Genomic DNA, 17094 nt, shown 5'->3' with positions numbered 1-17094 from the left:
TTTAGTTGCTTTTGTTCACTTTATCTGCAAGAATAAGAGCATTGTAAAGATTTGCCATCTTCCCTGAAGTAGAAATTTCAGTGAATTTCTTAGATTTTTGCTCCTCTCCTACCAAAACTGTAGCAGTAGTAGAAACTCCACTATCCATAATAATATGTTTTACCTGAGATGCAGATAATTTTGGGTAGAAAGATCTAATAATTGCAGCAACCCCTGCAACTTCCGGAGAAGCCATAGAAGTACCTTGTAAATACTCATACGTGTTCTTTGGAGTTGTAGACCAGATTTTCACACCAGGTGCAAATACATCTACATTAGATTTTCCATAGTTTGAGAAACCAGCAATAAGATCTGAACCATATTTATAATTTAAAGCTCCAACGGTTAAGAAATTATCTGCAACCTCTGTTGGCGCCTCTGGATATTGATCGTTTGGATATACTCTGTTGGTATCTAGGTCTAAACTTTCATTTCCTGCTGCGTTAACAATAAGCACATCTTTAGCTGCAGCATATTTAATAGCATCTGTAACCCATTCTGGATGTGTAGAGAAATATTTTCCAAAACTTGTATTTATAACTTTAGCACCATTATCTACTGCATATCTAATAGCCAAAGCAATATCTTTATCATACTCATCTCCATCTGGAACAGCTCTTAACACCATGATCTGAGCATTATTAGCAACACCTTTTAAACCTTTATTATTGGTTCTGTTGGCTGCAATAATACCTGCTACGTGGGTACCGTGTTTAATATCATCTTTGTCTGAAGTTGGTCCGTCTACTTCATTATTACCATATTTTGTATCGGTAATATCATCTGGATTATCTCCTACTATAGCTCTACCATCTAGATTCAAATTAAAATGAGTGTCTAAACGCCCTGCATAATAATCTACCGCTTCATTCAATTGCTTTATAGCTGCAGGAATGTTCTCATCTACATTATTCTGAATTTGAGTTAACATTGCTTTATACTGCTGCATTTCTGGAGTTGTTGCAGGCATTGCAGATAATTCAGCTTTCGTATAATCTTCTTTTCCAAGTTTAGAAGAAACTGCTGCATGTGCAGTTACTAATTGCTGCTTAATATTGGTGTATTGATCTTTAGTTTGAAGAGCTTTGCTATATTCTTTATCATATTCTGCTTTTGCAGCCTGATACATTGCAAATTCTTCTCTATCTGCAGTGCTAATAGCACTTGCAGATTTACCGTCATACTTTGGTTTTAATTCCTTATAAATTCTGGTAAATTCTGTATTTTCTTTTACAGCATCTCCTAAAAAGTTCCAACCGTGAACATCATCAATATATCCATTATTATCATCATCTTTTCCATTATTAGGAATTTCACCTTTATTGGTCCAGATTACGCTTTTTAGATCTTCTTGATTAATATCTACCCCGCTATCTATAACACCAACAATCATTGTTTTTCCAGTGTTATTTTTTATGATCTCGTTATAAGCTTTTGTAATGCTCATCCCTGGAATGGTATCTGTAGTTAGATCTGCTTCAGGCCAGGTTTTAAGTTGAGCATCAGTTAGTGGTGTAACCTTTAAAGGGGTTTGATCTATATTATCTATAGGGGTAGCAATAATTGAAGGGGATGAACTGCTACATCCGGTAATTGCCATTGCAATTCCAGCGATCATCAAGGGCTTAAAAACAGGTATTTTCATTGAGTTTGGTTTAATTAAAAAGTTCATTAAATGTATATGTGTTGTCTAGTCTTACTCCTTTTTCGGTATGTTTTAAGGTAATAATCTCATTATGGGCATCATGTTCTAAGAAAAGATAATATTCATTATCTGCTGCGGTATTCAAAAATGTCTCCTTTTCATCTAAAGTTAACAAAGGTCTGGTATCAAATCCCATTACATAGGGCAATGGAATATGACCTGCTGTTGCTAAAAGATCGGCCATAAAAACCAAGGTTTTCCCTTTATATTGAATATGAGGAATCATTTGTTTATCTGTATGTCCATCTACAAATAGCACACCAAAGCCCATTTCATTGTAATTTTGAAATTTGTTTGAAGGGTCTCTATCCAGAAAATTTAGTTGCCCGCTTTGCTCCATAGGAAGGATATTTTCTTCTAAAAATGAAGCTTTTTCCCTCGCGTTTGGCTGTGTAGCCCAATGCCAATGATCTTTATTGCTCCAAAATTTAGCATTTTTAAAAGCAGGTTCATAACCGGTTCTATCTTTATTCCACTGTATACTACCCCCACAATGATCAAAATGTAGATGTGTCATAAAAACATCGGTTATATCATCTCTATGAAATCCGTTTTGTTTTAAAGACTTGTCTAAAGAATGCTCTCCCCATGGATAATAATAGCCAAAGAATTTTTCGCTTTGCTTATCACCCATACCGGTATCAATAAGCATTAACTTGTCGCCATCTTCAATTAACAAACACCTGGCGGCAATGTCTATCATATTATTTGCATCTGCTGGATTGGTTCTTGTCCAAAGACTTTTTGGAACTACTCCAAACATAGCACCTCCATCTAACTTAAAATTTCCGGCTTCTATAGGATAAAGTTTCATTTTTTTGAATTTGAACTGCAAAGTACTAAAACCCCAATACATGCCTGAATTCAATCGTTTTTATTTTGTTATTTTTAACAAACTTTTGGAGATTGATATGGTATTTGCTGACAAAACTATTAGTACTATCGCATGATATTGAAGCTAACTTTTAATAATAGTTAGTTGTCTGATTATTAGCACTCCTAAGATTTATATTGGTTATTTTAACTAGTATAAACTTCAAAAAACTTTGAACTTCAGTAAATAGCACTATTTTTATGCGACTGAGGTTTTTTATTATAGAATAGACAATAGAACTTAGATGTTAGAACTTGCAGGATTAATTATTTTAGGAATTCTGGCGCAATGGGTAGCCTGGAAAATTAAAGTTCCGGCTATTTTGCCGTTGATACTTATAGGCCTTTTAGTAGGTCCAATATCCACACTTATTTCTGAAGATGGTGCCAAATGGTTAGAGCCTATCTGGAATGGAGAAAAAGGTCTATTCCCCGGAGAAAGCTTATTTTACTTTGTGTCTTTGGCTATTTCTATCATTCTTTTTGAAGGTGGATTAACACTTAGAAAAAGTGAAATTGGTACTGTAGGTCCTGTAATACTCAAATTAATAAGTGTAGGTGTAATTGTTACCTTTTTTGGAGGTGGTCTTGCTGCCCATTATATCTATGGGTTTACCTGGCAAATATCCTTTCTTTTTTCTTCCTTAATAATTGTAACAGGTCCCACAGTAATATCCCCTATTTTAAGAAATATCCCTCTTAAAAAACACGTGTCTTCCATCCTTAAATGGGAAGGTATTCTTATAGATCCTATCGGCGCTTTAATAGCGGTATTGGTGTATGAATTTATACGTGTTGAAGGTGGACAAGATTTCACGAAAACAGCGCTCGTAGAATTTGGTAAAATTATCTTATTCGGTTTCACCTTTGGGTTTGCCTTTGCAAATGTGCTTACATTTTTAATCAAAAAGAATGTAATTCCACATTACCTATTAAACGTATTTACACTTGCCACAGTGCTAGGAGTTTTTGTTCTTGCAGATCAATTTGCACATGAAAGCGGGCTTTTAGCCGTAGTGATCATGGGGATGGTAATGGGTAATAAAGATCTGCCTAATCTTAAAGAGTTACTTTATTTTAAAGAATCTCTAAGTGTACTTCTTATCTCAATACTCTTTATTTTACTTTCTGCAAATATAAAAATGGAAGAATTGTACCTGCTTTTAAATTGGAAAGCTTTGGTATTGTTTGCTATAATCATGTTTATAGTTAGGCCCTTGGGTGTTATATTAAGTTCTATTGGTTCTGGATTAAAGATCAACGAAATTGCTTTTATTAGCTGGGTTGGCCCTAGAGGAATTGTAGCTGCAGGTATCGCCTCCCTATTCGGTTTAAAATTAGCGCGTGAAGGCGTAGAAGGTGCAGAATATATCACTCCGCTGGTTTTTATGATTGTATTATGTTCTGTACTATTAAACGCTACCACCGCTAGATTATTTGCTAAACTTGTGGGTGTGTTTATTAAGAACTCTCAGGGAATTCTTATTATTGGAGCCTCTTCAATTTCAAGAATTATAGGTAAATATCTTCAGGATAATAAAAGACATGTAGTTTTTGTAGATAGCAATGGTGAAAATATACGTAAAGCTAGAGCTTTAGGAATGGAAGCTATAGAGGGAAGTGTTTATTCTGATGATCTTATCAATAATATTGAATTGAATGATATTGGTTATTTAATGGCCATTACCGCCAATAGTGATATTAATAAAACCGCAATTTCCCGATTCCAAAAACAATTTGGAGAAAAAGGTTCATTTAGAGTGATTTCTTCAGATGAAATGAATGATCCGGAGAGAAATCCTGCTGAAGGTCTTTTCTCTCATACAGACGATTATATAAAGCTTGCTGAGGTATCTAGAAGGTATCCAAAGATCCATGAGATCATTGTGAACAGTAAAGAGCATTACGAAGGCTTGATTGAAATTTCTAAAACAGATCCAGACATAATTCCACTTTTTGTTAAGACAGATGATGGTGATCTTCAAATAATTCCATCTCACAGCTCAGAGGTAGAAATACAAGAAGGCTTTCACTTGGTTTATCTGGGTAAAAAGATCCAAAAAGAAGAAATTTTTGAAGAAAATTATAAGGAAGTCGCAGATGATGATAACTAATTCTACGTCCTTAATTATTATTGCTGCAAGCATCATTTAGTTTACAAAGCATTTAATTGTTTTTATAAATTTGGCGACTGCTAAGAGGATAAAATAACCATCATTTTATCTACAAGTCAGAATTTTATCAGCAACAATAATTGATATAAGGTGTGGTATGAATGATTTTCTAGAAACTCTGCGCCATGAGTTCACCCTACCAATAGGTGATCCTGTCCTAATATTTTCTATTATACTAATTATAATATTAGTATCTCCAATTCTTTTAAAGCGAATAAATATTCCAGGGATAATTGTTTTGATTATTTCCGGAATTATAATAGGCCCTTTTGGAGTTGGGCTTTTAGAAAAGAATACAGCAATAGATCTATTTTCTAAGATCGGGATACTATATATCATGTTCATTGCCGGACTAGAATTGGACATGAATCAATTCAAGGCAAATCAAAATAAGAGCTTTACTTTTGGTTTTTTCACCTTTATAATACCGCTCACTTTAGGTTTTCCAATTTGCTATTATTTGCTTGGATATAACTTTAATGCTAGTTTTTTAACCGCAAGTATGTTCGCTACTCATACACTAATAGCATATCCAATAGTTAGCAAATTGGGTGTTTCCAAAAATGAAGCTGTTGCCGTAGCTGTAGGTGGAACAATTTTAACAGATACTGCAGTACTTATTATTCTTGCCGTGATCTTGGGAAATGCAGAAGACGGTGGACTTACCGCATCGTTTTGGCTAAGACTTATAGTATCACTACTTATATTTTGTGCTATTATGTTCTTTTTAGTTCCAAAGATCGCCCGATGGTTCTTTACAAGAATGGATAAAGAAAAACACTCTCATTACATTTTTGTGTTAACCGTGGTATTTCTATCTGCTTTCTTAGCAAAGTTAGCAGGTGTAGAAGATATTATAGGGGCTTTTCTGGCCGGTTTGGCTTTAAATAGATTAATACCCCATTCTTCTCCACTTATGAATCGTATCGAGTTTATAGGGAGTTCTCTATTTATACCTTTCTTTCTGATTAGTGTGGGAATGATGGTTGACCTTAAGGTTATTTTTAGTGGGTATATGGCTATCGTGGTGGCATTAACGCTATCTGTAGTAGCAATTCTTGGAAAATGGCTGGCAGCCTTTGTCACACAGTTAACCTTTAAATATTCTGCTACACAAAGAAAACTTATTTTTGGATTGAGCACGGGGCATGCTGCAGCAACACTGGCAGTTATTATTGTAGGTTATAAAGCAAGTATCATTGATATTAATATTCTTAATGGTACCATTATTCTTATTCTTATTACCTCCATTGTTGCAACTTTGACAACAGAAAATGCTACCAAGAAGATTGTAGAAGAATCTAAAGAAATAGACTTGAATGAAGTAAAGAAGTCTAATAATTATAAGATGGAAAGTATTCTGCTCCCGTTAGCTAATATTGTGAATCTAGAAAGACTGCTGGAGTTTAGTATTTTAATAAAAGATAAAAATTCAGAAAATCCAATTTCTATACTATCTGTAGTTCCAAATGATGAGCAAGCAGAATTAAACATAGCTCAGGCTAAGACCAAATTACAAATTTTTGTAAATCAAGCTTCTGCCACAGAAACCAAAGTAGACGTAACTGCTACTATTGATGAGGATGTAGCTAAAGGGATTGCCAGAAAATCTAAAGAGATCATAGCAGATGTTATTGTTATGGGGTGGCCAACAAGTGGTAATGAAGATGAAATTATAAATGCAAAGATGAACGGTATTATCCAACAGACCTCAAAAACCTTATTTCTATGCCAAACGAATAAGCCTTGGGCTACCCATAAAAAGTTACTTGTTTTAGCTCCTATTGATGTTCAAAATATGAAGGGCTTTGAAATATGGATCAAAAAATGCGTAAGAATAGCTGAAGAATTAAGTGTTCCAATACTTGTTTATTGCTCTTCAGAAACTCAGGTGGCTATAGAAAGACTTGTGGATAAACTAAGATTAAAGGCTCCGTTCTTATTCAGAAAAACTGCAAACTTGGAACAAAGTGCTATAATATTGAAGGAAGTAGATACAAATGATATTTTGATGCTTATTACTGCCAGAGAAGATGCCATTGCATACCAACCGATGTTGAAACAGCTACCTTATATTCTGGAAAATAATTTTAGAAGAAACACTAAGATCTTGGTATATTTACAATAAAAGAAAAGGCATTAGAAATAATGCCTTTTCTTATTTGATATGTAGAATGTTCTAATTAATCGTTCAATTTAAGAACAGCCATAAATGCCTCTTGAGGAATTTCAACATTCCCTACCTGTCTCATACGTTTTTTACCTTTTTTCTGCTTTTCTAGAAGCTTTCTTTTACGAGATATATCTCCTCCATAACATTTTGCTGTAACGTCTTTTCTCAATGCTTTCACCGTTTCACGAGAAATGATCTTTGCTCCTATGGCAGCTTGTATTGGAATATCAAATTGTTGTCTTGGGATAAGCTCTTTCAACTTTTCACACATTTTCTTACCAATATCAAAAGCATTATCTACGTGCAGTAATGCAGATAGTGCATCTACCACACTTCCATTAAGAAGTACATCTACTTTAACCAGTTTAGAAGCACGCATTCCTATTGGAGAATAATCAAAAGAAGCATAGCCTTTAGAAACTGTTTTCAATCTATCATAAAAGTCAAAAACGATCTCTGCCAAAGGCATATCAAAATTAAGCTCTACTCGCTCTGGAGTAAGATAAGTTTGATTGGTGATCTGGCCACGTTTTTCTATACAAAGAGACATTACAGGACCAACAAAATCGGCTTTGGTAATGATACTCGCTTTAATATAAGGTTCTTCTACTCTATTTAAACTTGATGGTTCCGGAAGATCTGAAGGGTTATTAACCAGAATCATTTCATCTGGATGTTTATGCGTAAATGCATGGTATGAAACGTTAGGAACCGTAGTGATAACGGTCATATCAAACTCTCTTTCCAATCTTTCCTGAATGATCTCTAAGTGTAACATTCCTAAGAATCCACATCTAAAACCAAACCCTAAAGCAGCAGAGCTTTCTGGAGTAAATACCAAAGAAGCATCATTAAGCTGTAATTTTTCCATAGAAGATCTTAGATCTTCATATTCTTCTGTATCTACAGGATAGATTCCGGCAAAAACCATTGGTTTTACGTCCTCAAAACCTGCCACAGCTTCTGTAGTTGGATTTTTAGCATCTGTAATAGTATCACCAACTTTTACTTCTCTTGCATCTTTTATCCCAGTAATTAGATATCCAACATCTCCTGTTTTTATCTCTTGTCTTGGAAATTGTTTTAACCTTAGTGTACCAACTTCATCTGCGAAGTATGTTTTATCTGTAGCAACAAATTTAATGTTTTGCCCTTTTTTGATAGAACCATTAATAACTCTAAAATAGGTTTCTACTCCTCTAAAAGGATTGTATACAGAATCAAAAACCAATGCTCTAAGTGGCGCATCCACTTTTCCGGTAGGTGGAGGAATGCGTTCTATAATAGCGGTAAGAATCTCCTCTATTCCTATACCTGTTTTAGCACTTGCAGGAATCACATCTGAAGGATCACATCCTAATAATTCAACAATATCATCTGTAACCACTTCTGGATTTGCACTTGGTAAATCTACTTTATTAAGCACAGGAATGATCTCTAGATCATTTTCTAATGCTAAATAAAGGTTAGAGATAGTTTGTGCCTGAATGCTCTGTGCTGCATCTACAATTAAAAGTGCACCTTCACAAGCTGCGATAGACCTGGAAACTTCGTAAGAGAAATCTACGTGTCCAGGAGTATCAATTAAGTTTAAAATATATTGTTCACCCTTAAAGGTGTATTCCATTTGAATAGCATGACTTTTTATTGTGATCCCACGCTCACGCTCAAGATCCATACTATCCAGTAATTGCTCTTGCTTTTCACGATCTGTTACCGTTCCGGTAAAATCGAGTAATCTATCTGCTAACGTACTTTTCCCGTGATCAATATGGGCAATAATACAAAAGTTACGTATGTTCTTCATGTGTCAATTTCAGAGTTGATCGAGCCTATTGTGACCCAACATATTAAAGTTTACAAATATAGGTTTTTTAATATGGTTTGTATAACTATTCTGCTTGGCTGTTGCGTAATTATAAATCCTGTATTAAATGTACCTAATAATCGCAATTTTGAGATTGCTATGATCCTAATCTGAAATAATTCGTAAAATTTCAGAAACACCTGACATAAAGAATATTATAAAAAATTGAATAATCTTTTAATAGGTTATAAAAAAAATTATAAAAGTATTTGGTTTTTTTAAAAAAAGACGTCTTCTTTGTAAGTGTAAAAGCTAAATATTAGCCATTTAACTAATTTTAGTTTTTTTATAAGATTTTTTTTCAGGTGAAATTCAAACGTTTTCGTGAGTTGAGCTTATCGATCTAACTATTTTTTAAATATTTGTGGAGTATCATTATCTATAATTTTTTTGGAAGTTAAGGTTTTGATCGAGTAACGTTTTAATCTTATACATTAGAAAACTTCTATGAAAAACCAATCAACTTTAGGCACACCACAAGTCAGTGCGAAATCTGAAACTAATCGTTCCATTCTTATCATTGGAGCACTCTTCTTTATCTTCGGATTTGTTACATGGCTAAATTCTGTACTAGTACCGTATTTAAAGATCGCCTGTGAACTTAATAACTTTCAATCCTACTTTGTTGTAAGTGCCTTCTATATCTCATATTTAGTAATGGCTCTGCCGTCTGCTAAGATCCTTAAACTTACAGGTTTTAAAAAAGGAATGTCTGTAGGATTACTAGTAATGGCAGTTGGGGCTTTAATTTTTGTTCCTGCAGCTTATACTAGAACCTATGGCTTATTTCTTTTGGGTCTTTTTGTGCTAGGAACCGGCTTAGCAATATTACAGACTGCTGCAAACCCTTACATTACTATTTTAGGCCCAATAGAAAGTGCTGCTAAGAGAATTAGTATTATGGGTATTTGCAATAAGATAGCAGGAACTCTAGCGCCTTTGGTGCTGGGAGCCATTGTTTTTAAAAATACCGAAACTTTAGTGGAAGAGTTAACTCTCATGAGCGTAGCAGAAAAGGCGCTTGTTTTGGATGAGCTTTCGGAAAGGGTAGTAGTACCATATCTTATTATGATGGGGGTTCTTATTTTACTGGCAGTTATGATCTATTTTTCTTCCTTACCAGAAGTAGATACAGATTCTGAAGATGAAGAATTGGCAAAAACCAATGTAAATAAAACCAGCATCTTTCAGTTTCCACATTTATTGCTAGGTACCCTTGCCATGTTCTTTTATGTAGGTGTGGAAGTGATAGCAGGAGATACCGTTATTAGTTATGCAGCTTCTCAGGGTATTCCGCTAATAGATGCTAAAGTCTTTACCTCGTATACTTTAGGAGCCATGATCATTGGATATATTATAGGTATATCTACAATCCCAAAATATATTTCTCAAGAAAAAGCCTTAAGAATTTCTGCTATTGTAGGGATTATCTTCGGGTTAGGGGCCATCTTTTCAGATGGGTTTATATCAGTACTATTTATCTCATTATTAGGATTAGGAAATGCTATGGTGTGGCCGGCTATTTGGCCAATGTCTATTGCAGGCTTAGGTAGATTCACCAAAATTGGATCTTCATTTCTAATTATGGCTATTGCAGGTGGTGCTATTTTACCTCCTTTATATGGATACCTGGCAGATATTGTGAATCCTCAGAATGCCTATTGGATTGTAATTCCTTGTTATGCATTTATACTATTCTTTGCCAGTAAAGGATATAAGATAAGAAGTAACTGATCTAATTATTAAATATTGAATTAGAGTAGCAAAGTGCATGCTATACTTAGACAAAAATTAAGATGAATAAAAGAACCACAGAGCAAAGCTCACTATATAATGATCTGGAAAAGATGAATACGCGTCAGTTATTGACAAATATCAACAATGAAGATAAGAAGGTATCAGAAGCTATAGAAAAGGAGATTCCAAGTATAGAAAGATTGGTAGATGTTATAGTGGAAAAAATATCTAAACATAATGGGAGACTTTTTTATATAGGAGCAGGAACCAGTGGAAGGCTGGGGGTTTTAGATGCTTCAGAATGTCCTCCAACTTTTGGAGTTTCAGATAATGTAATTATAGGATTGATAGCCGGTGGAGATGTTGCCTTGCGAAAGGCGGTTGAAAATGCCGAAGACAATAATAATAAGGCCTGGGAAGACCTAAACGAATATAATATCAATAATAACGATGTACTAATAGGTATAGCGGCCTCTGGTACTACACCCTATGTTATTGGAGGAATAGAAAGAGCCAGAGAAAACGGACTTATCACGGGATGTATAACCAATAATGCAGATTCTCCACTTGCCAATGCTTCAGAATTTCCAATAGAAGTAGTAGTAGGGCCGGAGTTTGTAACGGGTAGCACCAGAATGAAATCTGGTACAGCACAAAAATTGGTGCTGAATATGATCTCTACTTCAGTAATGATAAAATTAGGAAGGGTAAAAGGAAATAAAATGGTAGACATGCAACTATCTAATGCCAAATTAGTAGACCGCGGTATTAAGATGATCATGGAAGAGTTGGATGTAGATAAAGAGAAAGCTTCAGAATTATTAAAAGAATATAAAAATGTACGCTCTGCTATACACAATAATAGGGGGTAGTTTGCTAAATATAAGATAGTTAAGAAGTTAAATAGAAACCAACAACGTTTATTAAATACATTCAAATTATGGAAAAACGATTACTCTTAATTTTACTCTGCTTCATTGGCATGCAATCTTTTGCCCAGGAGCGTAGGGTTACAGGAACAGTAAAAGATGGTAACGGTTTACCTGTTGCAGGAGCATCTGTTTACATAAAGGATACAAATAATGGAGCCGTTACAGACATGGATGGAAATTTTGCTTTGAACGCTCCAGATAATATGGAAGCTATTCTGGTAATTTCGTCTTTAGGTTTTGATACTCAGGAAATCAAGCTACAAAATAAGTCCACATTTAATATTCAATTAAGCGAAAATTTAGAAGGATTAGATGAAGTTGTAGTAACCGCTTTAGGAATAAAGAGGGAGAAAAAAGCGCTTGGTTATGCCGTTACAGAAGTTAAAGGGGATGTAATTGCAGAAACACAGCGTGAAAATTTTGTAAATGGTCTGGCAGGAAGAGTTGCTGGGGTAGAGGTAAATAGTACTTCAGGACTTCCTGGCTCTTCATCTTCTATAGTAATTAGGGGAATAAGTTCCTTAAGTGGTAGTAACCAACCATTATTTGTAGTAGATGGACTTCCAATTAGTAACAATACTACTTCCACTGCAGTATTTGCATCTTCTGTTACTGGTAATGCTTTTGATAACAGAGGGGTAGATTTTACAAATAGAGCGGCAGATATCAATCCTGAAGATATAGAATCTGTTACGATATTAAAAGGTCCTGAAGCTGCAGCATTATACGGTATAGAGGCTGCATCTGGAGCTATTGTAATTACTACTAAACGAGGTAAAGCCGGAAAAACTCGTATAGATTATAGCAACAGTTTTAGAATAGATAGAATTATAGAGTATCCAGAAATTCAGCAAACTTATGATAGAGGTTCTAATGGATATACTAATGAAGGAAATGAAGAATTATATTATTTTGGAGAACCTTATCCTGAAGGCACTAAATTCTATGATAATGTTAAGGACTTCTTCCAAGAAGCTTTCACTCAAAGACACAACATCTCATTTTCTGGTGGAAGTGAAAAGACTCAATATAGAATTTCTGCTTCTCACACAGATGCAGAAGGTTTTGTTCCAACCACCGGCTTAGAAAAATTAAATATTTCTTCTGCAATTACAGCAGAGTTCAACGACTATCTTTCTGCAGATGTAACGTTTGATTATACCAGATCAGATAATGATCAAACCTTTAGAGGTTCTGGTGGCCCATTATTAGATTTGCTGCTTTGGCCTTCTACAGATGATGCTAGTAACTATCTTACTCCGGGAGGTGATAGAAGAGACTATGCAGACTATTCTAACGCGGTAGAGAATCCATATTTCAATGTTAACAAAAACATATTTAACTCATTAACAGATAGATATAAGTTAAATACTCAACTTACAGCTACTCCTCTAAGCTGGCTAAAATTTGTAGGTCAGATAGGGGTAGATTATTTTACTACAAATAATACAATAGTAAGACATCCGGAATCTAATACGGGTAAAGATTTTAATGGAATATTTGATCAGGCTTTAGTAACAACTAGAAATTTAACTTTTCAATATTATACACAGATCACTCCTCCAAAACTTTTTGATGATAAGATTACAACAGATATAAAAATTGGTAGTGCGGTTTATGATTATAACACATTTAGTGCTGCAGCAGGTGGGCAGGATTTTCAAGCTCCAGATTTATGGTCTATAAATAATACAGACCTATCTACTCATAGAGCTTTTAACAATTTAACAGAACGTAGATTGGTTGGCGCATTTGCAAGTTTAAATGCTAGCTATGATAATATGCTCTTTCTAACATTAACTGGAAGAAATGACTGGAGCTCAACGCTGCCTAAAAAGAATAACTCCTTCTTTTATCCATCTGCAGGATTGAGTTTTATATTTACAGAACTTGATGCTTTTAAAGGATTTAAAAATGTACTTACCTATGGTAAATTAAGAGCTTCTGTAGCCGAAGTTGGAAAAGATGCGAGACCTTATAGCATACGTCCTTTTTATACTAATGCTTTAACTACAGGTGGAGGTTTTCGATATGGGTTTACCGGACCAAGTTTAGATCTAAAGCCAGAGATTACAACTTCTTACGAATATGGTCTTGAACTTAAATTCTTTAAAAACAGATTGGGTATAGATGCTACCTATTTTAATAAGACCTCTAAAGATCAAATCGTTCAAAATCTAAGACTTAGTTATGCTACAGGATTTGTACTTATGACGTTTAATGCCGGTGAGATTCAAAATGAAGGTATTGAACTTCAATTAAATGCTACCCCAGTTCAAACCGAAAACTTCTCTTGGGATATCTTAGCTAACTATACTAAGAACTGGAGTGAATTGGTGAGTTTACCTGGTGATGTATCAGAATTCTATAATTCAGATACCTGGTTGTATGGAAATGTACGTCTAGGATCTAGAGTAGGTGGTTCACTTACTACATTTACAGGGTATGATTTCGAAAGAAATGACGATGGGGAAGTATTAATTAATCCTTCTAACGGGTTACCAATTCTAGATACAAGCGAATGGATTGTTGTTGGAGATAGAAATCCAGACTTTTCAGTTGGACTTACCAATACCCTAAGATATAAGAACTTCTCTCTTAATTTCTTATTAGATTTTAGAGTAGGTGGAGATGTCTACAACGCTACAGAGCATTACCTAACAACAAGAGGATTAAGTAAGAGGACTTTAGATAGAGAAACCCCAAGAATTGTTTCTGGTGTGCTTAAGGATGGAAATGAGAACGTTAACCCAACAGAAAATAATATTCCTATAGATCTATATCGTAACTCTAGTTACTGGAGTAGTATATATCCACATCAAAGCTTTATAGAAAAGGATATAAACTGGGTGCGCTTAAGAGATGTAACTTTTAGTTATAATTTCTCTTCAGACATTTTAAGTAGCACTAAATTTTTAAGAACTGCTAGTGTTTTTGTTACAGGTACAGATCTGTTCTTGTTAACTAATTATTCAGGATTAGATCCAGTTGCAAGTGGAAACTCTGCTGCAGTAGGAGGCGCAGGTGGAGCAGGAATAGACTATGGTAATTTCCCATTACCAAGAGGATTGAATATAGGAATGAGAGTTGGATTTTAAATAAAGAGCGATGAAAAAAATTATATACACATGTTTAATGATTGCCGGAACACTTACTTTTTCCGGCTGTGAGGATTATATAGATGTAAATACCAACCCTAACGGTCCGGATGCACTTTTACAGCCAGAATTATTCTTGCCGCAAATTCAGTCTGAACTAGCAGTTGCAGTTCAATGGGATGGTAGATTTACAGGTTTTTATACCCAAAATTGGGCATATTCTTCTGGAGAATCTTATTCTTTGAATTTGCACAACAACCCATTGTCAGATTCTTATGCCCAATTATGGAGAGCTGTTTATTGGAGTATGGGTTACAATCTATCTGATATGATAGAAAGTGGGATGAATAGTGAGAAATATGATTTCGTTGGAGTAGGCTATATTTTAAGAGCTTACGGTTGGCAAATGTTAACAGATTATCATGGACCTGTAATTGTAACTGAAGCATTCAATTCAAGTCAACGTGTTTTCAATTATGATGAGCAGGAAGTGGTTTATGAGGAAATACAAAGATTGTTAGCCTTAGGAATAGAAAATCTAGAAAGAACAGATGGTTTAAGTCCCCAAGATTCTGGTCTAAGCGAAGCAGATCTAATCTATAACGGAGATAGAGATAAATGGAAAAGATTTGCTTATGGTTTACTTGCAATAAATGCTCACAGATTAACTAATAAAAGTTCTTATAATGCAGATGAGGTTATTGGATATGTAGATCAGGCATTGGCAGGGAATCAAGATGATGCTACAATTCGTTTTGAGGGAACTGTGAGCTCTAATACTAATTTCTTTGGACCACTTAGAGGAAATATTGGTAGATACCGTCAAACCAAATTTATGGTAGGACTTTTAGACGGAACGAATCCAGAATTAACAGATCCAGACCTTATAGGTGCAGATCCACTATTGGAAGATTCAGAAGAACATTTAAAAGATCCAAGAATTACAGCAATGATGGCGCCATCTCCAGATGGTAAATATAGAGGGATATCTCCAGTGGTAGGTATTAATGAATGGTCTCCAGAAGAATCTGATCTAGTTCCAAAGAACTTTTGGAATGAGGAAGGTTATACGGGCACATCTCCATCTCCTCAAATATATTTCTTTAATAACGATGCTAGATTTCCTTTGATGACTTATGCAGAACTTCAGTTTATTAAGTCTGAGGCTGCTTTTATCTCTGGGAATAAAGATGTAGCATTAAATGCGTATCAAAAGGGGGTAAGTTCTCATATGGATTTTGCAAGACAATATGCTCCAGACCCCTCAATTTTTGATACTAGGCGTGAAATTTACCTTAGTAGTGAAGAACTATATCCATCTTCTGCGGGAGAGCTAACATTATCTAAGATCATGTTACAAAAATACATAGCTACTTGGGGATGGGGATTCTTCGAAACCTGGTCTGATATGAGAAGGTACCATTATGATATGGATACAGCAGAACCTGTTTACAAAGGTTTCGAACTTCCAGACCCATTATACATAACCAATAATGAGAACCCTGCCTACCGTGCAAGACCTAGATTCAATTCAGAATATATGTGGAACAAAGAGGCTTTAGAAGTACTTGGTGCTTTTGAAGAAGACTATCACACCTACGAAACTTGGTTTAGTAAACCAGAATAATTCAAAAATTATGATAAAGACATTCAATAAATTATTGTTATTTTTCACAGTAAGTTTATTTTTTACTTCTTGTGATGAAAATGCTATTCCTGAGCTTACAGAGCCAGTATCTAATAATGCTACGTATTTAAAATTCTTTTTTCATGTAGAGGATGCACCCAGCCTAAATATATATTTTGATGATCAAAAAGTAAGTGCGGTGAGTTCTTCAAATACAGATGAAGAGAAGGGTAATTCCTATGGATCTGTATTTCCTTCTAATGCTTATGCTTTAATTCCTTCAGGTAATTTTAGTGTGAATGCAAAAGATTTAGATGGAAATATCGTAGCCTCTACAAATGCTTCCTTTGCAGATGATAAAAACTATTCTGCATACCTTGTTGGAACTACAGATAGCTATGAGATCTTTGTAATGGAGGATAACCTTCCTCCTTTAGATAGAGTAAAAATATACTGGAGATTTGTAAATACAATGGCAAATATGCCATTTGCTGTAGATGTTTTTGCAATTAAAGATGCTATTGTGGCCACAGAAGATTCTCCTGCGCAAGATACTCAGATAATAAGTTTAGGAAGCGGGTTAGGCTTTAAGCAAGCCGGAGATTATAAAGAACTAGAATCAGGTAACTATACATTTAAAGTATTTGAAGCTGGAACAGAATACGATGTGGAAACATCCGAACCTTATATTCAAAATACAGTGAATGTGGGTAGTAAGGGAAGAGTTTATTCTACTCAAATTAGAGGAACGTATACCGAAAATCCAAGCTCAAAAAATATAGATTACTGGAGAGAGCGCTAATTGATATTTGATAATTAATAAAAGAAAGAGACACGAATTGTGGCTCTTTCTTTTTTAAAAGTAATTC

General features: G+C 34.7%; 10 protein-coding genes. 7 read left to right on the top strand and 3 right to left on the bottom strand.

Translation table 11 applies throughout. From position 1 onward, the window contains the following. Position 1 precedes the first annotated feature (1 nt). Both P163_RS02155 and P163_RS02150 read right to left on the bottom strand, forming a co-directional pair. Positions 2–1684 carry a S8 family peptidase gene (locus P163_RS02155; protein ID WP_034887137.1) on the bottom strand — a complete coding sequence of 561 codons (1683 nt, stop codon included), beginning with the start codon at positions 1682–1684 and terminating at the stop codon, positions 2–4. Positions 1685–1694: 10 nt separating this feature from the next. Then, entirely contained in the window at positions 1695–2558 is an 864-nt protein-coding gene (locus P163_RS02150) for an MBL fold metallo-hydrolase (RefSeq protein ID WP_034887737.1), read from the bottom strand. Positions 2559–2862: 304 nt separating this feature from the next. On the opposite strand from P163_RS02150, the gene P163_RS02145 reads away from it, so the two are divergent. Then, positions 2863–4731 (top strand): cation:proton antiporter, encoded by a 1869-nt coding sequence (locus P163_RS02145; protein WP_034887135.1) that lies wholly within the window; start codon positions 2863–2865, stop codon positions 4729–4731. Positions 4732–4888: 157 nt separating this feature from the next. Beyond that, positions 4889–6919, top strand: a complete 2031-nt coding sequence (locus tag P163_RS02140; RefSeq protein WP_034887134.1) for a cation:proton antiporter — start codon at positions 4889–4891, stop codon at positions 6917–6919. Positions 6920–6974: 55 nt separating this feature from the next. Here P163_RS02140 and lepA read toward each other — a convergent pair whose 3' ends face one another. Further along, positions 6975–8771: a translation elongation factor 4 gene (gene lepA, locus P163_RS02135; RefSeq protein WP_034887132.1), complete on the bottom strand. Its 1797-nt coding sequence runs from the start codon at positions 8769–8771 to the stop codon at positions 6975–6977. Between the two features lie 507 nt (positions 8772–9278). Here lepA and P163_RS02130 point away from each other — a divergent pair. From P163_RS02130 to P163_RS02110, 5 genes are all read left to right on the top strand, one after another. Further along, the gene (locus P163_RS02130; protein WP_034887130.1) at positions 9279–10565 is read left to right on the top strand and encodes a sugar MFS transporter; all 1287 of its coding nucleotides are present in this window, start codon (positions 9279–9281) and stop codon (positions 10563–10565) included. 62 nt (positions 10566–10627) lie between these two features. Next, on the top strand, positions 10628–11440 hold the full coding sequence (murQ, locus tag P163_RS02125) for an N-acetylmuramic acid 6-phosphate etherase (RefSeq protein ID WP_034887127.1): 813 nt from the start codon (positions 10628–10630) through the stop codon (positions 11438–11440). A 68-nt stretch (positions 11441–11508) separates the two neighbouring features. After that, positions 11509–14598 (top strand): SusC/RagA family TonB-linked outer membrane protein, encoded by a 3090-nt coding sequence (locus tag P163_RS02120; RefSeq protein ID WP_034887126.1) that lies wholly within the window; start codon positions 11509–11511, stop codon positions 14596–14598. A gap of 10 nt (positions 14599–14608) precedes the next feature. Continuing rightward, positions 14609–16225, top strand: coding sequence for a SusD/RagB family nutrient-binding outer membrane lipoprotein (locus tag P163_RS02115; RefSeq protein ID WP_034887124.1), 1617 nt, complete (start codon positions 14609–14611; stop codon positions 16223–16225). Positions 16226–16235: 10 nt separating this feature from the next. Further along, the gene (locus P163_RS02110; protein WP_034887122.1) at positions 16236–17027 is read left to right on the top strand and encodes a DUF4397 domain-containing protein; all 792 of its coding nucleotides are present in this window, start codon (positions 16236–16238) and stop codon (positions 17025–17027) included. Positions 17028–17094 lie beyond the last annotated feature (67 nt).

This window comes from Gillisia sp. Hel_I_29 (assembly GCF_000744275.1).
Taxonomy (GTDB): domain Bacteria; phylum Bacteroidota; class Bacteroidia; order Flavobacteriales; family Flavobacteriaceae; genus Gillisia.
The sequence above is the reverse complement of the archived record's forward strand: the minus strand, read 5'-3'. Positions and strand labels throughout refer to the sequence as shown.

Coding starts and splice junctions, on each gene's coding strand:
- P163_RS02110 (WP_034887122.1), top strand. CDS start 16,236: ATGATAAAGACATTCAATAAATTATTGTTATTTTTCACAGTAAGTTTA.
- P163_RS02120 (WP_034887126.1), top strand. CDS start 11,509: ATGGAAAAACGATTACTCTTAATTTTACTCTGCTTCATTGGCATGCAA.
- P163_RS02130 (WP_034887130.1), top strand. CDS start 9,279: ATGAAAAACCAATCAACTTTAGGCACACCACAAGTCAGTGCGAAATCT.
- P163_RS02145 (WP_034887135.1), top strand. CDS start 2,863: ATGTTAGAACTTGCAGGATTAATTATTTTAGGAATTCTGGCGCAATGG.
- P163_RS02115 (WP_034887124.1), top strand. CDS start 14,609: ATGAAAAAAATTATATACACATGTTTAATGATTGCCGGAACACTTACT.
- murQ (WP_034887127.1), top strand. CDS start 10,628: ATGAATAAAAGAACCACAGAGCAAAGCTCACTATATAATGATCTGGAA.
- lepA (WP_034887132.1), bottom strand. CDS start 8,771: ATGAAGAACATACGTAACTTTTGTATTATTGCCCATATTGATCACGGG.
- P163_RS02140 (WP_034887134.1), top strand. CDS start 4,889: ATGAATGATTTTCTAGAAACTCTGCGCCATGAGTTCACCCTACCAATA.
- P163_RS02155 (WP_034887137.1), bottom strand. CDS start 1,684: ATGAAAATACCTGTTTTTAAGCCCTTGATGATCGCTGGAATTGCAATG.
- P163_RS02150 (WP_034887737.1), bottom strand. CDS start 2,558: ATGAAACTTTATCCTATAGAAGCCGGAAATTTTAAGTTAGATGGAGGT.